The organism is Rhodococcus sp. B50 (assembly GCF_013602415.1).
In the GTDB taxonomy this organism is placed as follows: domain Bacteria; phylum Actinomycetota; class Actinomycetes; order Mycobacteriales; family Mycobacteriaceae; genus Rhodococcus.
In genome coordinates, this window is record NZ_WPAG02000002.1 from 1,782,565 (window position 1) to 1,799,984 (window position 17,420).

Consider the following 17,420-nt stretch of genomic DNA (forward strand, 5'->3'; position numbering starts at 1 on the left):
GCCGCCGTCCAGTCTGCCGCAGCGCAGGGCACGCTTGTGTGCCCTGCGCTCGGTGTGTCGGGATACAGCCGTCACAGGCAGGTACGGGGATGTGTCCCCTACTTGGCGGCGGCCCGCTCGGCGAGGCGTGCGAGCAGACGAGCGTGCACGGTGCCCGGCAGCATGTCGGAGACATCGCCGCCGTAGGTCGCGACCTCCTTGACGAGCGAGCTCGACAGGTAGCTGTAGACCGGGTTGGTCGCGACGAACAGGGTGTCGACGCCGGTGAGCTTGTGGTTCATCTGCGCCATCTGCAGCTCGTAGTCGAAGTCGTTGGCGCCGCGCAGGCCCTTGACGATCGCGGTGATCCCCCGCTCGCGGGCGTAGTCGACGAGCAGACCCTGCCAGGCGTCGACCGTGACGTTCGGCAGGTGCGCCGTGGCCTCGGTGAGCATCTCGAGGCGTTCGTCGATCGTGAACATCCCCTGCTTGCTGGGATTGATCGTGACGGTCACGACGACCTCGTCGAACTGGGCCGAGACCCTGCCGATGACGTCGAGGTGTCCGTTGGTGACCGGGTCGAAGGATCCTGGGCAGACCGCGCGGCTCATGATCCAGCACCGTAGCAGGTGGCGATCTCCACCCTCGTCTCCCCGTATCGTCGCGATCTTCCGACCTCGAATGCCTGCGGCCACACCGTTTCCGGTGACCGCGACGAGCGTTCGACCACGACGACCGAACCGTCCTCGACCCAGCCGCCGGACACCAGCGCCTCGAGCACTCCGGTGACGGCCTCCTCGGTCACGGCGTAGGGCGGGTCGGCGAGGACGAGGTCGTACACGCGGTCGGCGGTGCCCGCGAGCACGGCGGCCACCGGCGCGGTGCGCAGCACCGCACCCGGCAGCCCGACCGTCGCGATGTTCTCGCGGATCACCCCCGCCGCCTTGGCGTCGGACTCGACGAGCATCGCGTGCTCGGCGCCGCGGGAGAGCGCCTCGAGGCCGAGGGCCCCCGACCCCGCATAGAGGTCGAGGACTGCGGCACCGTCGATGTCCATGCGTGCGTCGAGCGAACTGAACAAGGCCTCGCGGACCCGTTCGGACGTGGGCCGGGTCCCGCGGGGCGGCACCTTCAGGCGCCGCCCCCCGGCCCGGCCGGCGACGATCCGTGTCACTCGGCGCTGTCTCCCGTGGACACCTCGACGAGCAGGTCGCCACCTTCGACCTGTTGCACCGGGCCGATCGCGACACGTGTGATGCGTCCGCCGCGCGGCGCGGTGATCGCGGCCTCCATCTTCATCGCCTCGATGGTGGCGACGGTGTCGCCCGCCGAGACGCTGTCGCCCTCGGACACCACGAGGGTGACCGTGCCGGCGAACGGCGCGGCGACGTGACCGGGATGGTTACGGTCGGCCTTCTCCGCGGCCGGAATGTCGGCGGCCACCGACCGGTCGCGCACCGACACCGGGCGCAGCTGCCCGTTGAGGATGCACATCACCGTGCGGAAACCCTTCTCGTCGGCGTCGGAGATCGCCTCGAGACCGATGAGCAGTTCGACGCCCTTGTCCAAGCGCACCCGGTGCTCCTCACCGTGCCGCAACCCGTAGAAGAACTGGTTGGCCGAAAGCTCGGTGGTGTCACCGTAGGTCTCGCGGTGCTGCTCGAACTCCTTGGCCGGTCCGGGGAACAGCAGGCGGTTGAGCATGCGGCGACGCTCGGCCGACGTGCCGCCGAGGGCCTTCTCCTCCTCCGGCGCGAGCGGGGTGATCGGCTTGGGCTCGGCTCGGCCCGACAGCGCCTTGCTGCGGAACGGCTCGGGCCAGCCGCCTGCGGGGGTGCCGAGGTCGCCCCGCAGGAAGCCGATGACCGAATCGGGGATGTCGTACTTACCCGGCTCGGCGGCGAAGTCATCGACCGAGACCCCGGCACCGACGAGGTGCAGCGCGAGGTCGCCGACGACCTTGCTCGACGGCGTGACCTTGATCAGGCGGCCGAGGAGACGGTCGGCGCCGGCGTAGGCGGCCTCGACCTCTTCGAAGCGGTCGCCGAGGCCCAGAGCGATGGCCTGCTGGCGCAGGTTCGACAACTGACCGCCGGGAATTTCGTGGGTGTAGACCCGGCCGGTCGGGGCGGGAAGACCCGACTCGAACGGTGCGTAGACCCTGCGCAGCGCCTCCCAGTACGGCTCGAGGTCGCACACCGCCTGCAGGTCGAGCCCGGTGTCGAACTCGCTGTTCGCCGCAGCCGCGACGATCGCCGACAGGGCGGGCTGGCTCGTCGTGCCGGCGAGAGCCGCGGACGCACCGTCGACGGCGTCGGCACCGGCGTGCCAGGCCGCGAGATAGGTCGCGAGCTGCCCGCCCGGGGTGTCGTGGGTGTGCACGTGGACCGGCAGGTCGAAGTTGCTGCGCAGCGCCGACACGAGCGTCGCGGCGGCCGGGGCGCGCAACAGACCGGCCATGTCCTTGATGGCGAGCACGTGCGCACCGGCCTCGACGATCTCCTCGGCGAGCCGCAGGTAGTAGTCGAGCGTGTAGATCGTCTCGTTCGGGTTCGACAGGTCGCCGGTGTACGACATCGCGACCTCGGCGAGCGTCGTGCCGGTCTCGCGCACCGCGTCGATCGCCGGGCGCATCTGGTCGACGTTGTTCAGCGCGTCGAAGATGCGGAAGATGTCGATGCCCGTGTCGGCGGCCTCCTGCACGAACGCGCGGGTGACGGCCTCCGGGTAGGGGGTGTAACCGACCGTGTTGCGTCCACGCAGCAACATCTGCAGGTTGATGTTCGGGATCGCCTCGCGCAGCGCGGCCAGCCGCTCCCACGGATCCTCGTGCAGGAAGCGCAACGCGACGTCGTAGGTCGCGCCGCCCCACGCTTCGATCGACAGCAGCTGCGGCGTCATCCGGGCCACGTGCCCGGCGACCGTCAGCAGGTCCTTGCTGCGTACGCGGGTCGCGAGCAATGACTGGTGGGCGTCGCGGAAGGTGGTGTCGGTGACGCCGATCGCCTTCTGCTCACGCAGTGCACGGGCGAAGCCCTCGGGTCCGAGGTCGAGCAGGCGCTGACGCGAACCGGCCGGCGGCTCGGCGTTCGGATCGATCGTGGGCAGCTTGTCGTGCGGGTAGAGCGTGGTGGGTCGTTCGCCGTGCGGCTTGTTGACCGTGACGTCCGCAAGGTAGTTCAGGATCTTGGTGCCGCGGTCGGCGGACGAGCGCAGGGTCAGCAGCTGCGGACGTTCCTCGATGAACGAGGTGTTGACGTTCCCCCCGCGGAAGTCGGCGTCGTCGAGCACTGCCTGCAGGAAGGGGATGTTCGTCGCGACACCGCGGATGCGGAACTCGGCAACCGCGCGGCGGGCACGGGCCACGGCGGTCTCGAAGTTCCGGCCACGGCAGGTGAGCTTGACGAGCATCGAGTCGAAGTGGGCGGAGATCTCCGCGCCGACCGACGTGCCGCCGTCGAGACGGATACCGGCACCACCCGGGGTGCGGTAGCCGGTGATGCGGCCGGTGTCCGGGCGGAAGCCGTTGGCCGGGTCCTCGGTCGTGATGCGGCACTGCAGCGCCGCACCGCGAATGGTGATGCCCTCCTGCGACAGGCCCAGTTCCTCGAGCGACTCTCCCGCAGCGATACGCAGCTGGGACTGCACGAGGTCGACGTCGGTGATCTCCTCGGTGACCGTGTGCTCGACCTGGATACGCGGGTTCATCTCGATGAACACGTGGTTGCCACGCTCGTCGACGAGGAATTCGACGGTGCCCGCGCACTGGTAGCCGATCTCCTCGGCGAAGGCGACGGCGTCGGCGCAGATGCGGTCGCGCAGCGCGGGGTCCAGATTCGGGGCCGGGGCGAGCTCGATGACCTTCTGATGCCGGCGTTGCACCGAGCAGTCGCGCTCGTACAGGTGGATGACGTTGCCGTGCTTGTCGGCGAGGATCTGCACTTCGATGTGCCGCGGGTTGACCACGGCCTGTTCCAGGAAGACGGTGGGATCACCGAAAGCCGCATCCGCCTCGCGGGAGGCGGCTTCGATCGCCTCACGCAGCTGGGACGGCTCGGCGACCCGGCGCATGCCGCGTCCGCCACCACCGGCGACGGCCTTGACGAAGACCGGGAAGTTCATCGTCTCCGACGCGGCGACCAACGCGTCGACGTCCGACGACGGCTCCGACGATGCCAGCACCGGCAGACCGGCGGCCTTCGCCGAGGCGATCGCGCGGGCCTTGTTGCCCGTCAGCTCGAGGATCTCCGCCGACGGACCGACGAAGGTGATGCCCGCTTCTGCGCACGCCGCGGCGAGATCCGGGTTCTCCGAGAGGAAACCGTAGCCGGGGTAGATCGCGTCGGCGCCGGCCGACACGGCCGCTTCGACGATCTTCTCGACCGACAGGTACGCGCGGACCGGGTGTCCCTCATCGCCGATCTGATAGGCCTCGTCGGCCTTCAACCGATGCAGGGAGTTCCGGTCTTCGTACGGGAACACCGCGACCGTCCCGGCACCCAGTTCGTAGGCGGCACGGAAGGCGCGGATCGCGATCTCGCCACGGTTGGCGACAAGCACTTTCGAGAACATTGGTCGACGGTACCGCGACGTAACATGCCGCCTTCGACGCGCGTTCCACATCGTGGGACGAAGTGTCCGGACAGCACGACTGGAACGATGCAGTGGGCCTGTCCGTAACACGCCGTCAACATTCCGGGCACCGTCGCGGAAACCTCACCGAGGGTTCTGCCGCACGGTGTACGGAACGTAACTCAGGACTTGTCGAGGTACGCGACGCGCTCGACGTCGAGCGCCGCCCGCACCATGCTCGCGAGCCCGGGATGGTGTTCGAGGCCGGGATCCTTCTCGGTCACCGTCCGGGAGAAGTCGCGTGCCGCCTCGATGACGTCGGCGTCGTCGACGAGCGAGAGCAACCGGAGCGTGGACACCGTGCCGGACTGGGCGACGCCGAGGACGTCGCCCTCCCGGCGCAATTGCAGGTCGAGCTGGGCGAGTTGGAACCCGTCGGTGGTGCCGGCGACGGCCTCGAGCCGCATCATCGTCGGTGTGCCGGGCTTCGCGTCGGTCACGAGCAGACACAGCCCCTGGTGCCCACCACGGCCGACGCGACCGCGCAGCTGGTGCAGCTGGCTGACACCGAACCGATCGGCGTCGACGATCACCATCACCGTCGCGTTCGGCACGTCGACACCGACCTCGACGACGGTCGTACACACCAATACGTCGAGCTCCGCTGCGTTGAAGGCCTGCATCACGGCGTCCTTCTCGTCGCCGGGCAACCGGCCGTGCAGCAGCCCCACCCGCAGGTCGCGCAGCGGGCCGGAGGTCAGGAACTCGAACTGCTCGAGCACCGAGGTGGTCTCGGGTGGCGTCTGCTTGCCCTTCCCCGAGCCCGCCTGCTCGGGAGCGCCCGGATCGAGGAGCGCGTCGTCGTCGGCATCACCGTCGCCGATACGCGAACACACCACATAGGCCTGTCTCCCCGCAGCGACCTCCTCGTGGATGCGCTCCCACGCCCGGTCGACCCACTTCGGGTGCACCTTCGCCGGCACCACGCGACTGACGATCGGTGACCGGCCGCGGGGCAGTTCGCGCAGCGTCGAGACCTCGAGGTCGCCGAGCACGGTCATGGCGATGGTGCGCGGGATCGGCGTCGCAGTCATCACCAGCACGTGCGGGGACGCGCCGTCGCGGCCACGCGACCGCAGTGCGTCGCGCTGTTCGACGCCGAACCGGTGCTGCTCGTCGATCACCACCAGACCCAGGTCGAAGAACTGCACCTTGTCCTCGATGAGCGCGTGGGTGCCGATGACGATCCCGGCATCTCCCGTCACCGCCTCGTTGAGCGCGGCCCGCTTGCGCGCGACACCCATCGAGCCGGTCAGCAAGGTCACGCGGGTCGCGAGTTCGTGGGCGCCCAGTTCGCCCGCCGCCGCGAGGTCGCCGAGCATCGTCGTCAACGAGCGGGCGTGCTGCGCCGCGAGCACTTCGGTGGGCGCGAGCAGGGCGCACTGCCGCCCGGAGTCGATCACCTGCAGCATCGCCCGCAGCGCAACGATGGTCTTGCCCGAACCCACCTCGCCCTGGAGCAGTCGGTTCATCGGGTGTTCCCGGGCCAGATCGATGGAGATCTCCTCCGCCACGGCGAGCTGCCCGGCCGTCAGCTCGAAGGGCAGGCGCCGGTCGAACTCGTCGGCGATCCCACCGTCGCGGTGCGGGCAGGACGGCGCCGAACGCACCTCGACGTCGTGCCGGCGACCCGCGAGCACGAGCTGCACCGCGGCGGCCTCGTCGAATCGCAGGCGGTCGCGCGCACGGTCGATCTCCTGCTTCGTGTCGGGCAGGTGGATCGACCGCAGGGCTTCGTCGAGGCCCACGAAGCCGTGCTCGTCGCGCACCCACTCGGGCAGCGGATCGTCGACGCGGTCGAGCTGGTCGAGCACCTGCCGCACGCAGCGCATGACGGTCCACGACTCGACCTCGCGGGTCGCGCGGTACATGGGGATCAGCGCACGGTCGAAGACCGACATGTCCACCCCGGAGCCGTCCTGGGCCGTGCGCGCGAGACCCGCCAGGGCACCGGCGCCCCGCACCCGCGCGGGCGCCGCCGAGACGAGGTCCTCCGCGTCGCGCGGCTCGGGCAGCACGAGATAGCTGGGGTGGGTCAGGCTCCACTTGTCGCGGAAGTACTTCACGGTGCCCGAGAACATCGCGCGCACGCCGGGCTTGATGTTGTGCTTGACCCGGTGCGGATTGAAGAAGGTGACGTCGATGCTGTGGCGATCGGAGCGCAGCCGCACCGCGAGGCGTTTGCCGGCGCGGGACTTCATCGGCACCTCCTGCGCCGATTCGACCCGCGCGATGATCGTGACGTGCTGGCCCTCCTCGGGACGGCTCTCGCCGAGCTCGGCGCCCTGGGTGGCGTAGCGGTGCGGATAGTGCCGCAGCAGATCTTCGACGGTGGCCATCCCGAACGCGTCGTGCAAGGCGTCCGCCGTCTTGCGGCCGAGAACATGATCGAGCCGGTCCGCGAGTGTCGCCACTGCCGTCCCTTCCGCTACTCCTGCGGTGGCCTCGCGGCGCACCGGCTACTCGACGCCGAGCTGCAGCAGGTCGCTGCGCTGACCGCCCTGGTAGACCACCACGTCGATCTCCGGGTGGCGGCGATCGAGGTGGTCGGCCAGCTGCTCGACGAGTCCGTCGGGGGCGTCCGCACCGACCAGCATCGTCACGAGCTCGCCGCCCGCGGCGAGAATCCTGTCGAGCAGCGACGCTCCCGCTGTCACCAGATCATGCTCGATCACTACGACATCATGGCCGGCGAGGCCGAGACTGTCGCCGGGCTCGCACGTTCCGACCCAGGTCAGAGCGCGTTCGTTCGCGTACCGCAGCGACCCCCAACGCACACACGACGCCGCCTCCGACATCGCGAAGGCGTCGTCGACGGTGGCCCGCATCGGATCGTGCACGGCCAACGACGCCAGCCCCTGGACCACCGAGGACGACGGCAGGAACATCACTTCGCGACCCTCCCGCCGCGCCCGGGCGCCCACGGCGACGACGTCCTGCGCGGAGAGCGCGCCGTTGGGCAGTACGAGGACGTCCCGGCTCGGCAGCGCCCTGATCGCCGAGAGCAACTCGTCCGGGACGGAGATCTCCTCCGCCCGCAGCACCTGGGCGCCCTCCGCTTCGAACAGTTCGGCGGCACCGTCGCCGCCGACCACCGCGAGGACCGCCCGGGACTCCTCCCCCGCGCCGGTGTACGCCGGGACGACGGTCGTACCCGAGTCGCCGCACCCGCGACGCGCGGACTCGAGCGCGAAGCACGTGATGTCGATGCGGCGCAGGGCGCCGGCAGCGAGGCCGGCTTCGACCGCCGCTCCGGGATCGCAGCAGTGCACGTGCACGGACCAGCAACCCGACTCCCCGGCGACGATCGCTACGGAGTCGCCCAACGCGTCGAGAGCCGAACGCAGGGTGTCGATGCGCGCACCGTCGGAGCTCTCGACGAGATACATCACCTCGTATTCCTGCTGGTCGCTGTCGTCACGGTCGTCTACGATCTCGGGTTCGACCACGGGACGCGAGGCACCGGCGAGCACCATCCGGCGGTCGGGTCGCGTTCCCGTGGTGACTTCGACCAGGCAGTCGAGCAGCACGAGCAGGCCGAGGCCGCCGGCGTCGACCACCCCGGCCTCGGCGAGGACGTCGAGCTGGGTGGTGGTGCGCTGCAGCGCCTCGGCCGCGGCGTCGGCGCTCGCGGCGACCACGTCGCACACGGTCGCATCGGTCTGCCGGGCGGCCCGGACGGCGCCGTCGGCTGCGGCTTCGAGGACACTGACGATGGTGCCCTTCGCGGGCGCGCTGAGCGCTCCGGTCACGAGTGTCGCGGCGTTCGAGAGAGCGGCGGCGAGATCCGCGGCGCCGACGGTCGTCAGCCCGGAGACCGCGTCGGCCACCCCGCGCAGGGCCTGCGCCAGGATGATCCCCGAATTGCCGCGTGCGCCGGCGAAGGCGCCGCGTGCGAGCCCCTCGGCGACGTCGGATGCGGTGAGCGCGCCGTCCGCAGGCCCGCCGATCCGGGCCGCGGCGGCCTGCAGGGTGATGAGCAGGTTGTTTCCGGTGTCCCCGTCGGGCACCGGAAAGACGTTGAGCGAGTTGATCTCGGCTCGGCGCTGTTCGAGCGCTTCCACACCGAACTCGACCCATCGGCGCAGCGCCCGCCCGTCCACCGTGTCCTCGGCTTCGAGCAACGATCCCACCCCCTTCGCCTCTCGTCTCCGGGCCTCGTCCACCACTACGATCGGCGCCGATCGCCACGGCGCCGAGCCCTGGCGAACAGGTTAGCCGCGAGCCGTCCCGGCGTCCGGTTTGGCCATCTGCCCTCGAGTTCGCTAAGCTTGCCGGGTTGCCTCGCACGGGTGGCTCGTTCCCTGTGTTCGCAGGGCGAAACAACACAGACAGAAGATCTATCCACTAGACACAAGGAGTTCGCGACATGGCTGCCGTCTGCGACGTATGCGCCAAGGGCCCCGGCTTCGGGAAGTCGGTCTCGCACTCGCACCGGCGTACCAACCGTCGCTGGAACCCGAACATCCAGAGCGTGCGCGCTCAGGTTGCACCGGGCAACACCCGCAAGATGAACGTGTGCACCTCCTGCCTCAAGGCCGGCAAGGTCGTCCGCGGCTGATTCCCGGTCGAGTCGTAGCGAAGGCCCCCTGCGCTGATTGCGCAGGGGGCCTTCGCCGTTCGATACTGCGGCCGGATATCGTGCGGGAATGACCGAGAACCAAATTTCCTTTCCTGCCGACAACGGCTCTCCTCACTCGCTGGTGAGTGTGGAAGACCGGGTCCTGCGGATTGCCGTAGCGACCTCCGAGTACGGCACCTCCCTGTCCCCCGTAGGGATGGAGCAGGGCATCGCGGCCCTGCGTGCGGCAGGCCCGGAGATCGGCGCTGTACTGCTCGTCGGCGAAGGCGCGAACTTCTGTGCGGGCGGCAACGTCCACGGATTCGCCACGGCCGAGGATCGCGGTGCCCACCTGTTCGACATCGCCAATCTCTTCCACGACTTCGTCCGCGAGCTGGACAAGGCCGCCGTCCCGGTCGTCGCCGCCGTGCACGGCTGGGCTGCGGGCGCAGGCATGAGCCTCGCGCTGCTCGCGGACATCGCGCTCGCCGGCCCGGGTACGAAGATGCGCGCCGCGTACCCCTCGATCGGCTTCTCGCCGGACGGCGGGATGTCGTGGACCCTGCCGCGGATCGTCGGCCCGGCGCGGGCGCGCGAGATCATCATGACCGATGCCGTGATCGGCGCCGACGAAGCCGTGCGCCTGGGTCTGCTGAGCCGGCTCGTCGCCGACGGGGAGATCCAGAGCGAGGGGTTGCGGCTCGCCCGGACCCTCGCCCACGGCCCGACGCAGTCCTACGCCTCGATCCGCTCGCTCGTCGCCGAGTCGGCAGGACGGTCGCTGTCGGAGCACCTCGACGCGGAAGCCGCCGCGATCTCCGCGGCCGCGACGAGCCCCACGGGCATCGAGGGCGTCGATTCGTTCGTCGCCAAGCGACGCCCCGATTGGGATTCGATCCGGGCCTGACGATCCGGCATCGGTGGCGGACCGGTGGTCAGGGCAGTCGCCAGTCCACCGGTTCGCCGCCCTGCTCGACGAGGAGAGCGTTCGCACGGGTGAACGGACGCGACCCGAAGAATCCACGGGAGGCCGACAGCGGGGACGGATGCGCCGACTTCACGGTGGGCACACCGCCGAGCATGGGTTCGAGGGTCGCCGCGTCGCGGCCCCACAGGATCGCGACGAGCGGGGTACCGCGCGCGACCAGCGCGCGGATGGCCTGCTCGGTCACCACCTCCCAGCCCTTGCCCCGATGCGAGGCCGGCTGGCCCGGCGCCACCGTGAGCACCCGATTGAGCAACAGGACTCCGTGCTGCGTCCACGGCGACAGGTCGCCCGTGGACGGCTGCGGCAGATCGAGATCCTCGGTGTACTCGCGGTAGATGTTGGCGAGACTGCGAGGGATCGGACGGACGTCCGGAGCCACCGAGAAGCTCAGTCCCACAGCGTGGCCGGGCGTCGGATAGGGGTCCTGCCCGACGATGAGTACCCGTACCGCTTCGAACGGCTGGGTGAAGGCGCGCAGCACGTTCGGCCCGGACGGCAGGTAGTTGCGTCCCGCGGCCAGTTCCGCGCGGAGGAACTGCCCCATCGCGGTGATGTCGTCGGCGACGGGTTCGAGCGCTCGAGCCCACCCGGGGTCGACGAGTTCGGAGAGGGGCCGACCGGACCGGGGTTCATCCTCTCCACCGGACGCGGACTGTGTGTCGACGGTGTCGGCCACCTGTCACTCCTGGTCGATACGGCGGAGAGCGGTCCGGTAGTAGGCCGCGTTCGCCGCGTACATCTCTGCGTTGGCGTCGAAGTTGTTCTCGGGAATTTCGTACCCTTCGCGGACCTTCGCGGGGATGCCCATCGCCATGCGGCGGGGCGGAAGTTCGAATCGCGGAGGGATCAGGGCGCCGGCGGCGACCTGAGCACCGGCACCGATGACCGATCCGTTGAGGACGAGCGAACCCGATCCGATCAGTGCACCGTCGCCGATGGTGGAACCCTCGATGTGTGCGTTGTGGCCGACGACGCACCGCGCGCCGATGACGGTGGCCTCGATCGCGGTGCAGTGGATGATCGTGCCGTCCTGGATGTTGGTCTTCTCCCCCACGGTGATCGTGCCGTAGTCTCCGCGCAGCACCGCGGAGGGCCATACGGAGGCCCCGGCACCGAGGGTGACGTTGCCGATCACGACCGCGTCGGGGTGAACCCACGCGTCGGGATGGATATCGGGGACACGCTCGCCGAGTGCGTAGACAGCCATGACTGCAGAACCTATCTCGAGTCGGGACCTCGAGATGCAGCGCCCGGCGCGAAGCTCTCCCAGCCTCCGGATCCGCTCCGGCTTTTCCCGTCGACAGTGACACCGGCGCCCTCGAGCACCACCCCGATCGGCCGCCATCCGTCCGGGAGGGCGACCTCGCGCGGGAAACATGCGGCGAGGGCGTGGTCCTCGCCGCCGGTGAGGATCCACTCCCACGGGTCGGCCGCCAGCGCCTCGCCGGCCTTCCGCAGCTGCGTGTCGGGAGCGAGCGCAGCGGCGTCCAGGTCGATCGCGACCTCCGAGGCGGCACAGATGTGCCCGAGGTCGGCGACGAGACCGTCGGAGATATCGGTGCAGGCGTGGGCGCCCGCCGCAGCCGCAGCAGGACCTGCGACGTAGGGCGGAGCGGGCACGAGATGGGACGCGACGAGCTCGGGAAATTCCCGGTTGCCGGCGAGCAGCAGAGCGAGGCCGGCCGCCGAGCGACCGGTGCTGCCGGCGAGTGCGACGACGTCCCCGGGCTGGGCGGTCGAGCGGAGCAGCGGGGGTCGTCCCTCGAGTTCGCCGAGTACGGTGACCGAAACGATCACCTGGCCGGCCTGCACGAGGTCGCCTCCCACGACTCCGGCGCCGATCTCCTCCGCGGCTTCTCCGATTCCCGTGGAGATGCCGTCGAGTACGGCGACGGGAGTGTCGGGCGGGCACCCGAGACCGACGACGAAAGCGGTGGGGCGCGCCCCGACCGCGGCGACGTCCGCTCCGTTCTGGGCGACGGCCTTGCGTCCGACCTGCTGCGGGCTGGACCAGTCGAGCCGAAAGTGACGTCCTTCGACGAGCATGTCGGTCGAGATCGCGATACGGCCGTCGGCCGCTGCGACGACCGCAGCGTCGTGCCCCGGACCGACGAGCGTGCTGCGTGGCTGTCGCCGCGCCCTCACCGCCCGCTCGATCACGGGGAATTCCCCGATGTCGGAGACGGTGGGTCCGGTCGGGTTCGTCACGGTGACGGTCGCCTCTTTCTCGGTCGGCGGTGGGAGAGAGCCGGCACGTGTCCTGCTACGTTCGGTCACGCTACCGCCCCCTGTCCCCGAGCCCGGATTCTGGACACGATGAACGACACCTCTGCTTCCGACCGCGAGCCCTCCGACGACGTCCCTGCCGAGGCACCCGAATCGGATGCGACCCGCCGCAGTCCCGCCCTGATCGCCACGGCGATCGCACTGCCCGTCGCTCTCCTGGTCGGCGTGGTGGTGGCGGCGGTGACGGTATCCCGGTCACCTGTGAACACGCCTGTCGGTCTGGGTCCCGTGCCCGCCCCCGAGGCCGAATCCGAGTCGTGCGCGCAGTTGCTCGAGGCCCTGCCCGAGGAGCTCGGCGACTACACGCACGCCGAACTGGCCGACCCGGCTCCGGTGGGCGCTGCGGCCTGGCAGTCCGACGACGGCGACGAGGTGGTTCTGCGCTGCGGCCTCGACCGGCCCGACGAGTTCGACCAGGCGGCGGCTCTGCAGGTGATCGACGAGGTGCAGTGGTTCGAGGTGTCGGGAGCCGAGCAGGGCATCCCGGCGAGCACGTGGTTCGCGGTCGATCGTCCGGTCTACGTGGCGCTGACCGTGCCCGACGGTTCCGGGCCGACCCCGCTGCAGGACGTCACGGCGGCGATCGAAGCGACGCTCCCGCAGCAGGAGATCGATCCGGCGCCGGTCCGCTGAGCCGGACAGATCCGGCGCCGAGCCGCTGAGCCGGACAGATGAAGGTCGGCCCCGGCACCGTGGATGTGGTGCCGGGGCCGACCTATCTCGTCGCCGCATCGATCAGGACGCGTGCATGGTCCCCGTGCGCTGGTAGCGCTCGTGGAAGGAGAACGCCTCACCGAGCAGGTGCGGGGTGTGGCCTGCTCCGGGAGCTGCCTCGGCGCGGTCGATGTAGTCGAGCAGTTCGGCGCGGTAGTCGGGATGCGCGCAGCGCTCCACGACGACCCGCGACCGACGCCGGGGCGACAGGGCGCGCAGATCGGCGAGACCTTGTTCGGTCACGATGACCTGCACGTCGTGCTCGGTGTGGTCGACGTGCGGCACCATCGGAACGATCGAGGAGATCGCGCCGCCACGGGCGGTCGACGGGCTCAGGAACATCGACAGGTAGCCGTTGCGCGCGAAGTCGCCGGAGCCACCGATGCCGTTCATGATGCGTGTGCCCATCACGTGGGTGGAGTTGACGTTGCCGTAGACGTCGGCCTCGAGCATGCCGTTCATGGCGATGATGCCGAGTCGGCGCACGATCTCGGGGTGATTGCTGATCTCCTGCGGCCGCAACATGATGTGGTCGCGGTAGAAGTCGATGTTCTCGACGAAGTCGTTCAGTCCCGCTTCGGACAGCGCGAGGGCGGTGGCCGAGGCGAACCGGACGGTGCCGTGCTTGACGAGGTCGAGCATGCCGTCCTGGATGACCTCCGAGTAGCAGGTCAGTCCCCGGTACGGTCCGCTGTCGAGACCGGCGAGCACGGCGTTGGCGACGTTGCCGACACCCGACTGCAGCGGGAGCAGCGTGTCGGCGGGTAGCCGTCCCGCGGCGACTTCGTGCGCGAAGAAGTCCAGGACGTGCCCTGCGATGGCCTGGCTGGTGGCATCCGGGGCGGTGAGCGCCGTGGCGCTGTCGGGCCGGTCGGTCTCGACCACCGCGACGACACGTTCCGGATCGATCCGGAAGTAGGGCTGGCCGATGCGGTCCTCGACGTGGGTGAGGTCGATCGGGCGGCGGTTCGGAGGGAGCGCGGTGCCGTAGTAGACGTCGTGCACACCGTCCATGGCGGCGGGGATCCACGAGTTGACCTCGAGGATGACCTTCTCGGCGACGTCGAGCCAGGTCTTGTTGTTACCGATGGACGTGGCAGGGATCAGCTCGCCGTTCTCGGTGATGCCGGAGATCTCGACAACCGCCACGTCCACGTGTCCGTAATAGCCCTCCCAGACCTGCTGGGCTACGTGCGAGAGATGGATGTCGACGTAGTCCATGCGGCCTTCGTTGATCCGTCCGCGCGCGGTGGGCTCCGCCTGGTAGGGCATACGCAGCGCGATTCCGTCGACGTCGGCAAGCATGCGCTCGATGTCGGAGGCGACCGACGCGCCGGTGAGCAGGTTGATCCGGAAGTCGCCGCCGGTCGCGCGCGTGCGCCGGATGTGTTCGGCGAGGGCCGGGGTCACGGCCTTCGGGGTGCCTGCACTGGCGAAACCGCTGATGGCGACCGTGTCGCCGGGACGGATCCACTGGACGGCTTCCTGCGCCGACACGATCTTGTTGCGGTAGGTCTGATGACGTACCCGAGCCTCGGCCGGAGTCACGACGACCGACTCCACAGACGGCGCTGCGGGGGATGAAAGGGCTGCGTACATGACGACGACCATAGCGGCGCGGATGATCCGCTCGTCACACTCGGGCCGGACCGGCGATCGCCGTCACCAATGTGGACACAGAGTGTCACGAGTCGCACTCCAAGATCGATGTCATCGGAAGTTGTTGTTCCGCAAGATGTTACATCATGATTTCCGCCACCAGGAGTGACACTCGGTGCCACCTCCCTTCCCAGGCCAGGTCGGGCCACGTCCTTTACGGTATCCCCGTTCGCCGCCGCTTCGGTACCGTTCGCCGCCCGCGACGAACCGTTCACCGCTGCCGTGACGGAACGACGTCGGGCACGATTGCAGCATGACGAACTCCACCGAGCTGTTGCGCGACGACGCCGAGCATCTTCTCCGCGAACTGGCGGGCCCCGACGCCCGACTCCGCGACGACCAGTGGGTCGCGATCGAAGCGCTCGTGGTGCACCGTCGCCGCGCCCTCGTCGTGCAGCGCACGGGCTGGGGGAAGTCGGCCGTCTACTTCATCTCCGCCAAGTTGCTGCGCCGGCAGGGACGAGGTCCGACCGTGATCGTCTCTCCGCTGCTCGCGTTGATGCGCAACCAGGTCGCGGCCGCGGAACGGGCCGGCGTCCACGCCGCGACCATCAACTCCGGCAACGTCACTGAGTGGGACTCGATTCACGAGCGGATCACAGCGGGCGAGGTCGACGTGCTCCTCGTGAGCCCCGAGCGCCTCAACAACCCCGACTTCCGCGACCAGGTGCTGCCGTCCCTCGCCCGCGATGCCGGACTGGTGGTCGTCGACGAGGCGCACTGCGTGTCGGACTGGGGTCACGACTTCCGGCCCGACTACCGCCGTATCCGCACCCTCGTCTCCGAACTCGGCGACGACATCCCGGTGCTGGCGACGACCGCGACCGCCAACGACCGGGTGGTAGCGGACATCGCCGCACAACTGGGTGTCGGCAGCAGTCACGATGACGACAGCAGTGACGATGCAGGCCCCGGCGACACCCTGGTGCTGCGCGGCGGGCTCGACCGTCCGTCGTTGCACCTGTCGGTGGTGCGGATCGACGAGCCGGCACGACGCGCGGCGTGGCTCGCGCAGCATCTGAAGGACCTGCCGGGCTCGGGCATCGTCTACGCGCTGACGGTCTCCGCCGCCCGCGACCTCGCAGCGCTCCTGGCCGACCACGGTTACCCGGTGGCCGCGTACACCGGGCAGACCGAACCGACCGAACGCGAACAACTCGAGGCCGATCTGCTCGACAACAAGGTCAAGGCCCTCATCGCCACCTCCGCACTCGGCATGGGCTTCGACAAACCCGACCTCGGCTTCGTGGTCCATCTCGGCGCCCCGTCGTCGCCGATCTCCTACTACCAGCAAGTGGGGCGTGCGGGCCGCTCCACCGAACGCGCCGAGGTGGTCCTGCTCCCCGGCCCGGAGGACCGTCGGATCTGGCAGTGGTTCGCTTCCGTCGCCTTCCCGGACGAGGCTCTCGTCCGGCGTGTGATCGCGGCGCTCGATACCGAACGGCCGGTGTCGACCCCCGCACTCGAGCCTCGGGTCGACCTCACCCGCTCACGCCTGGAGATGGTCCTCAAGGTTCTCGATGTCGACGGAGCCGTGAAGAGGGTCAAGGGCGGCTGGGTCGCCACCGGGCGACCGTGGGTGTACGACGAGGAGCGGTACGGGCGCCTCGAGGAGGCACGCGCAGCGGAGCAGGAGGCGATGCTCGAATACGAGCGCACCACCGAATGCCGCATGGTCTTCCTGCGTCGCCAGCTCGACGACCCCGAACTCGACACCCAGGGCACCGGCTGTGGTCGCTGCGACAACTGCATCGGCTCCCGATGGGAGACATCCGTGGGTGACAAGGAGGTCGCCCGGACCCGCGCCCGCCTCGAACGCCCCGGCGTCGATCTGCCGCCGCGCCGCCAATGGCCTACAGGGATGTCGACGCTCGGGATCCCGCTGTCGGGTCGGATCGCGGACGGTCCTCGGCCCGGACGCGTCCTGGGGCGGCTGTCGGATCTGGGTTGGGGTCCCCGCCTTCGCGAACTGCTCGACGGGCCCGACCGCGAGGCACCGAAAGCGGTGGTGGACGCGTCGATCGCGGTGCTCGCCGCATGGGACTGGGAGGAACGACCGACCGCCGTCATGGCCGTGGAATCCCCCGACCACCCCCTCCTCGTGGAGTCCCTGGCCTCGCAATTGGCGCAAATCGGACGATTACGAGATCTAGGTGTATTACGACGCCGAAACGGGAATACGGGGTCCACGGCAGCGAACTCGGCATACCGGGTCGCCGCACTGATCGATGCGTGGGAACGACCCGACACGATCGGGTCGAGTGGTCCGATCCTGCTCGTCGATGCGGTGACCGACACCGGCTGGACCTTCACGATGGCGGCGAGAACTCTCGTTGCCGCGGGGGCCGACGCCGTGTTGCCGTACGCACTTGCGAGCCCGAAGTAATCGCTACGAGGAGGACCGACGTAACATGTTTGTGACCGGCATCACAACATGCGCTCGACCTGCACGGACCACTGGGTTCCGATGCCGATTCCGGACATCGGGGTGATCTCGACACCGGAAGTTGTTAGGTTGAAAGGACATATGAGGCCCGTCAAGGAAAGAAGTACCCCGACCCCCGACTCGGCTGAATCGAATACCGCGACCACCCCTCAGGG

At 69.4% G+C, this 17,420-nt stretch carries 13 protein-coding genes; 4 read left to right on the plus strand and 9 right to left on the minus strand.

What is annotated here, in order from left to right:
• Positions 1–98: 98 nt before the first annotated feature.
• The 5 genes from coaD to GON09_RS08610 form a co-directional block, all read right to left on the minus strand.
• Positions 99–590, minus strand: a complete 492-nt coding sequence (gene coaD / locus GON09_RS08590) for a pantetheine-phosphate adenylyltransferase (RefSeq protein ID WP_213931433.1) — start codon at positions 588–590, stop codon at positions 99–101.
• Positions 587–1,153 carry a 16S rRNA (guanine(966)-N(2))-methyltransferase RsmD gene (gene rsmD, locus GON09_RS08595; RefSeq protein WP_064063352.1) on the minus strand — a complete coding sequence of 189 codons (567 nt, stop codon included), beginning with the start codon at positions 1,151–1,153 and terminating at the stop codon, positions 587–589. Before rsmD ends, coaD begins: the two co-directional genes overlap by 4 nt.
• Positions 1,150–4,551 carry a pyruvate carboxylase gene (locus tag GON09_RS08600; RefSeq protein WP_213931434.1) on the minus strand — a complete coding sequence of 1,134 codons (3,402 nt, stop codon included), beginning with the start codon at positions 4,549–4,551 and terminating at the stop codon, positions 1,150–1,152. The genes rsmD and GON09_RS08600 overlap by 4 nt, the downstream gene beginning before the upstream one ends.
• A gap of 182 nt (positions 4,552–4,733) precedes the next feature.
• Positions 4,734–7,025 carry an ATP-dependent DNA helicase RecG gene (gene recG / locus GON09_RS08605; protein WP_213931435.1) on the minus strand — a complete coding sequence of 764 codons (2,292 nt, stop codon included), beginning with the start codon at positions 7,023–7,025 and terminating at the stop codon, positions 4,734–4,736.
• Positions 7,026–7,070: 45 nt separating this feature from the next.
• Positions 7,071–8,735, minus strand: a complete 1,665-nt coding sequence (locus GON09_RS08610; RefSeq protein ID WP_244866026.1) for a DAK2 domain-containing protein — start codon at positions 8,733–8,735, stop codon at positions 7,071–7,073.
• A gap of 245 nt (positions 8,736–8,980) precedes the next feature.
• Between GON09_RS08610 and rpmB the strand changes: the two genes are divergently transcribed.
• Positions 8,981–9,172: a 50S ribosomal protein L28 gene (gene rpmB / locus GON09_RS08615; protein ID WP_006551201.1), complete on the plus strand. Its 192-nt coding sequence runs from the start codon at positions 8,981–8,983 to the stop codon at positions 9,170–9,172.
• A gap of 88 nt (positions 9,173–9,260) precedes the next feature.
• Positions 9,261–10,079, plus strand: coding sequence for an enoyl-CoA hydratase/isomerase family protein (locus tag GON09_RS08620; RefSeq protein WP_213931437.1), 819 nt, complete (start codon positions 9,261–9,263; stop codon positions 10,077–10,079).
• 28 nt (positions 10,080–10,107) lie between these two features.
• Here the strand turns inward: GON09_RS08620 and GON09_RS08625 are convergent, their stop codons facing one another.
• The 3 genes from GON09_RS08625 to GON09_RS08635 are packed head-to-tail and all read right to left on the minus strand — an operon-like array spanning position 10,108 to position 12,368.
• Positions 10,108–10,836 carry a uracil-DNA glycosylase gene (locus GON09_RS08625; protein WP_213931438.1) on the minus strand — a complete coding sequence of 243 codons (729 nt, stop codon included), beginning with the start codon at positions 10,834–10,836 and terminating at the stop codon, positions 10,108–10,110.
• A gap of 3 nt (positions 10,837–10,839) precedes the next feature.
• Positions 10,840–11,367 (minus strand): gamma carbonic anhydrase family protein, encoded by a 528-nt coding sequence (locus GON09_RS08630; protein WP_120282228.1) that lies wholly within the window; start codon positions 11,365–11,367, stop codon positions 10,840–10,842.
• 11 nt (positions 11,368–11,378) lie between these two features.
• On the minus strand, positions 11,379–12,368 hold the full coding sequence (locus GON09_RS08635) for a thiamine-phosphate kinase (protein ID WP_213931439.1): 990 nt from the start codon (positions 12,366–12,368) through the stop codon (positions 11,379–11,381).
• A gap of 108 nt (positions 12,369–12,476) precedes the next feature.
• Between GON09_RS08635 and GON09_RS08640 the strand changes: the two genes are divergently transcribed.
• The gene (locus tag GON09_RS08640; RefSeq protein WP_244865449.1) at positions 12,477–13,079 is read left to right on the plus strand and encodes a DUF3515 domain-containing protein; all 603 of its coding nucleotides are present in this window, start codon (positions 12,477–12,479) and stop codon (positions 13,077–13,079) included.
• A gap of 102 nt (positions 13,080–13,181) precedes the next feature.
• Here GON09_RS08640 and GON09_RS08645 read toward each other — a convergent pair whose 3' ends face one another.
• A complete protein-coding gene (locus GON09_RS08645) occupies positions 13,182–14,723 on the minus strand; it encodes an acetyl-CoA hydrolase/transferase family protein (protein ID WP_213934361.1) in 1,542 nt (513 codons plus the stop codon).
• Between the two features lie 349 nt (positions 14,724–15,072).
• On the opposite strand from GON09_RS08645, the gene GON09_RS08650 reads away from it, so the two are divergent.
• Entirely contained in the window at positions 15,073–17,205 is a 2,133-nt protein-coding gene (locus GON09_RS08650; protein WP_213931440.1) for a RecQ family ATP-dependent DNA helicase, read from the plus strand.
• Positions 17,206–17,420 lie beyond the last annotated feature (215 nt).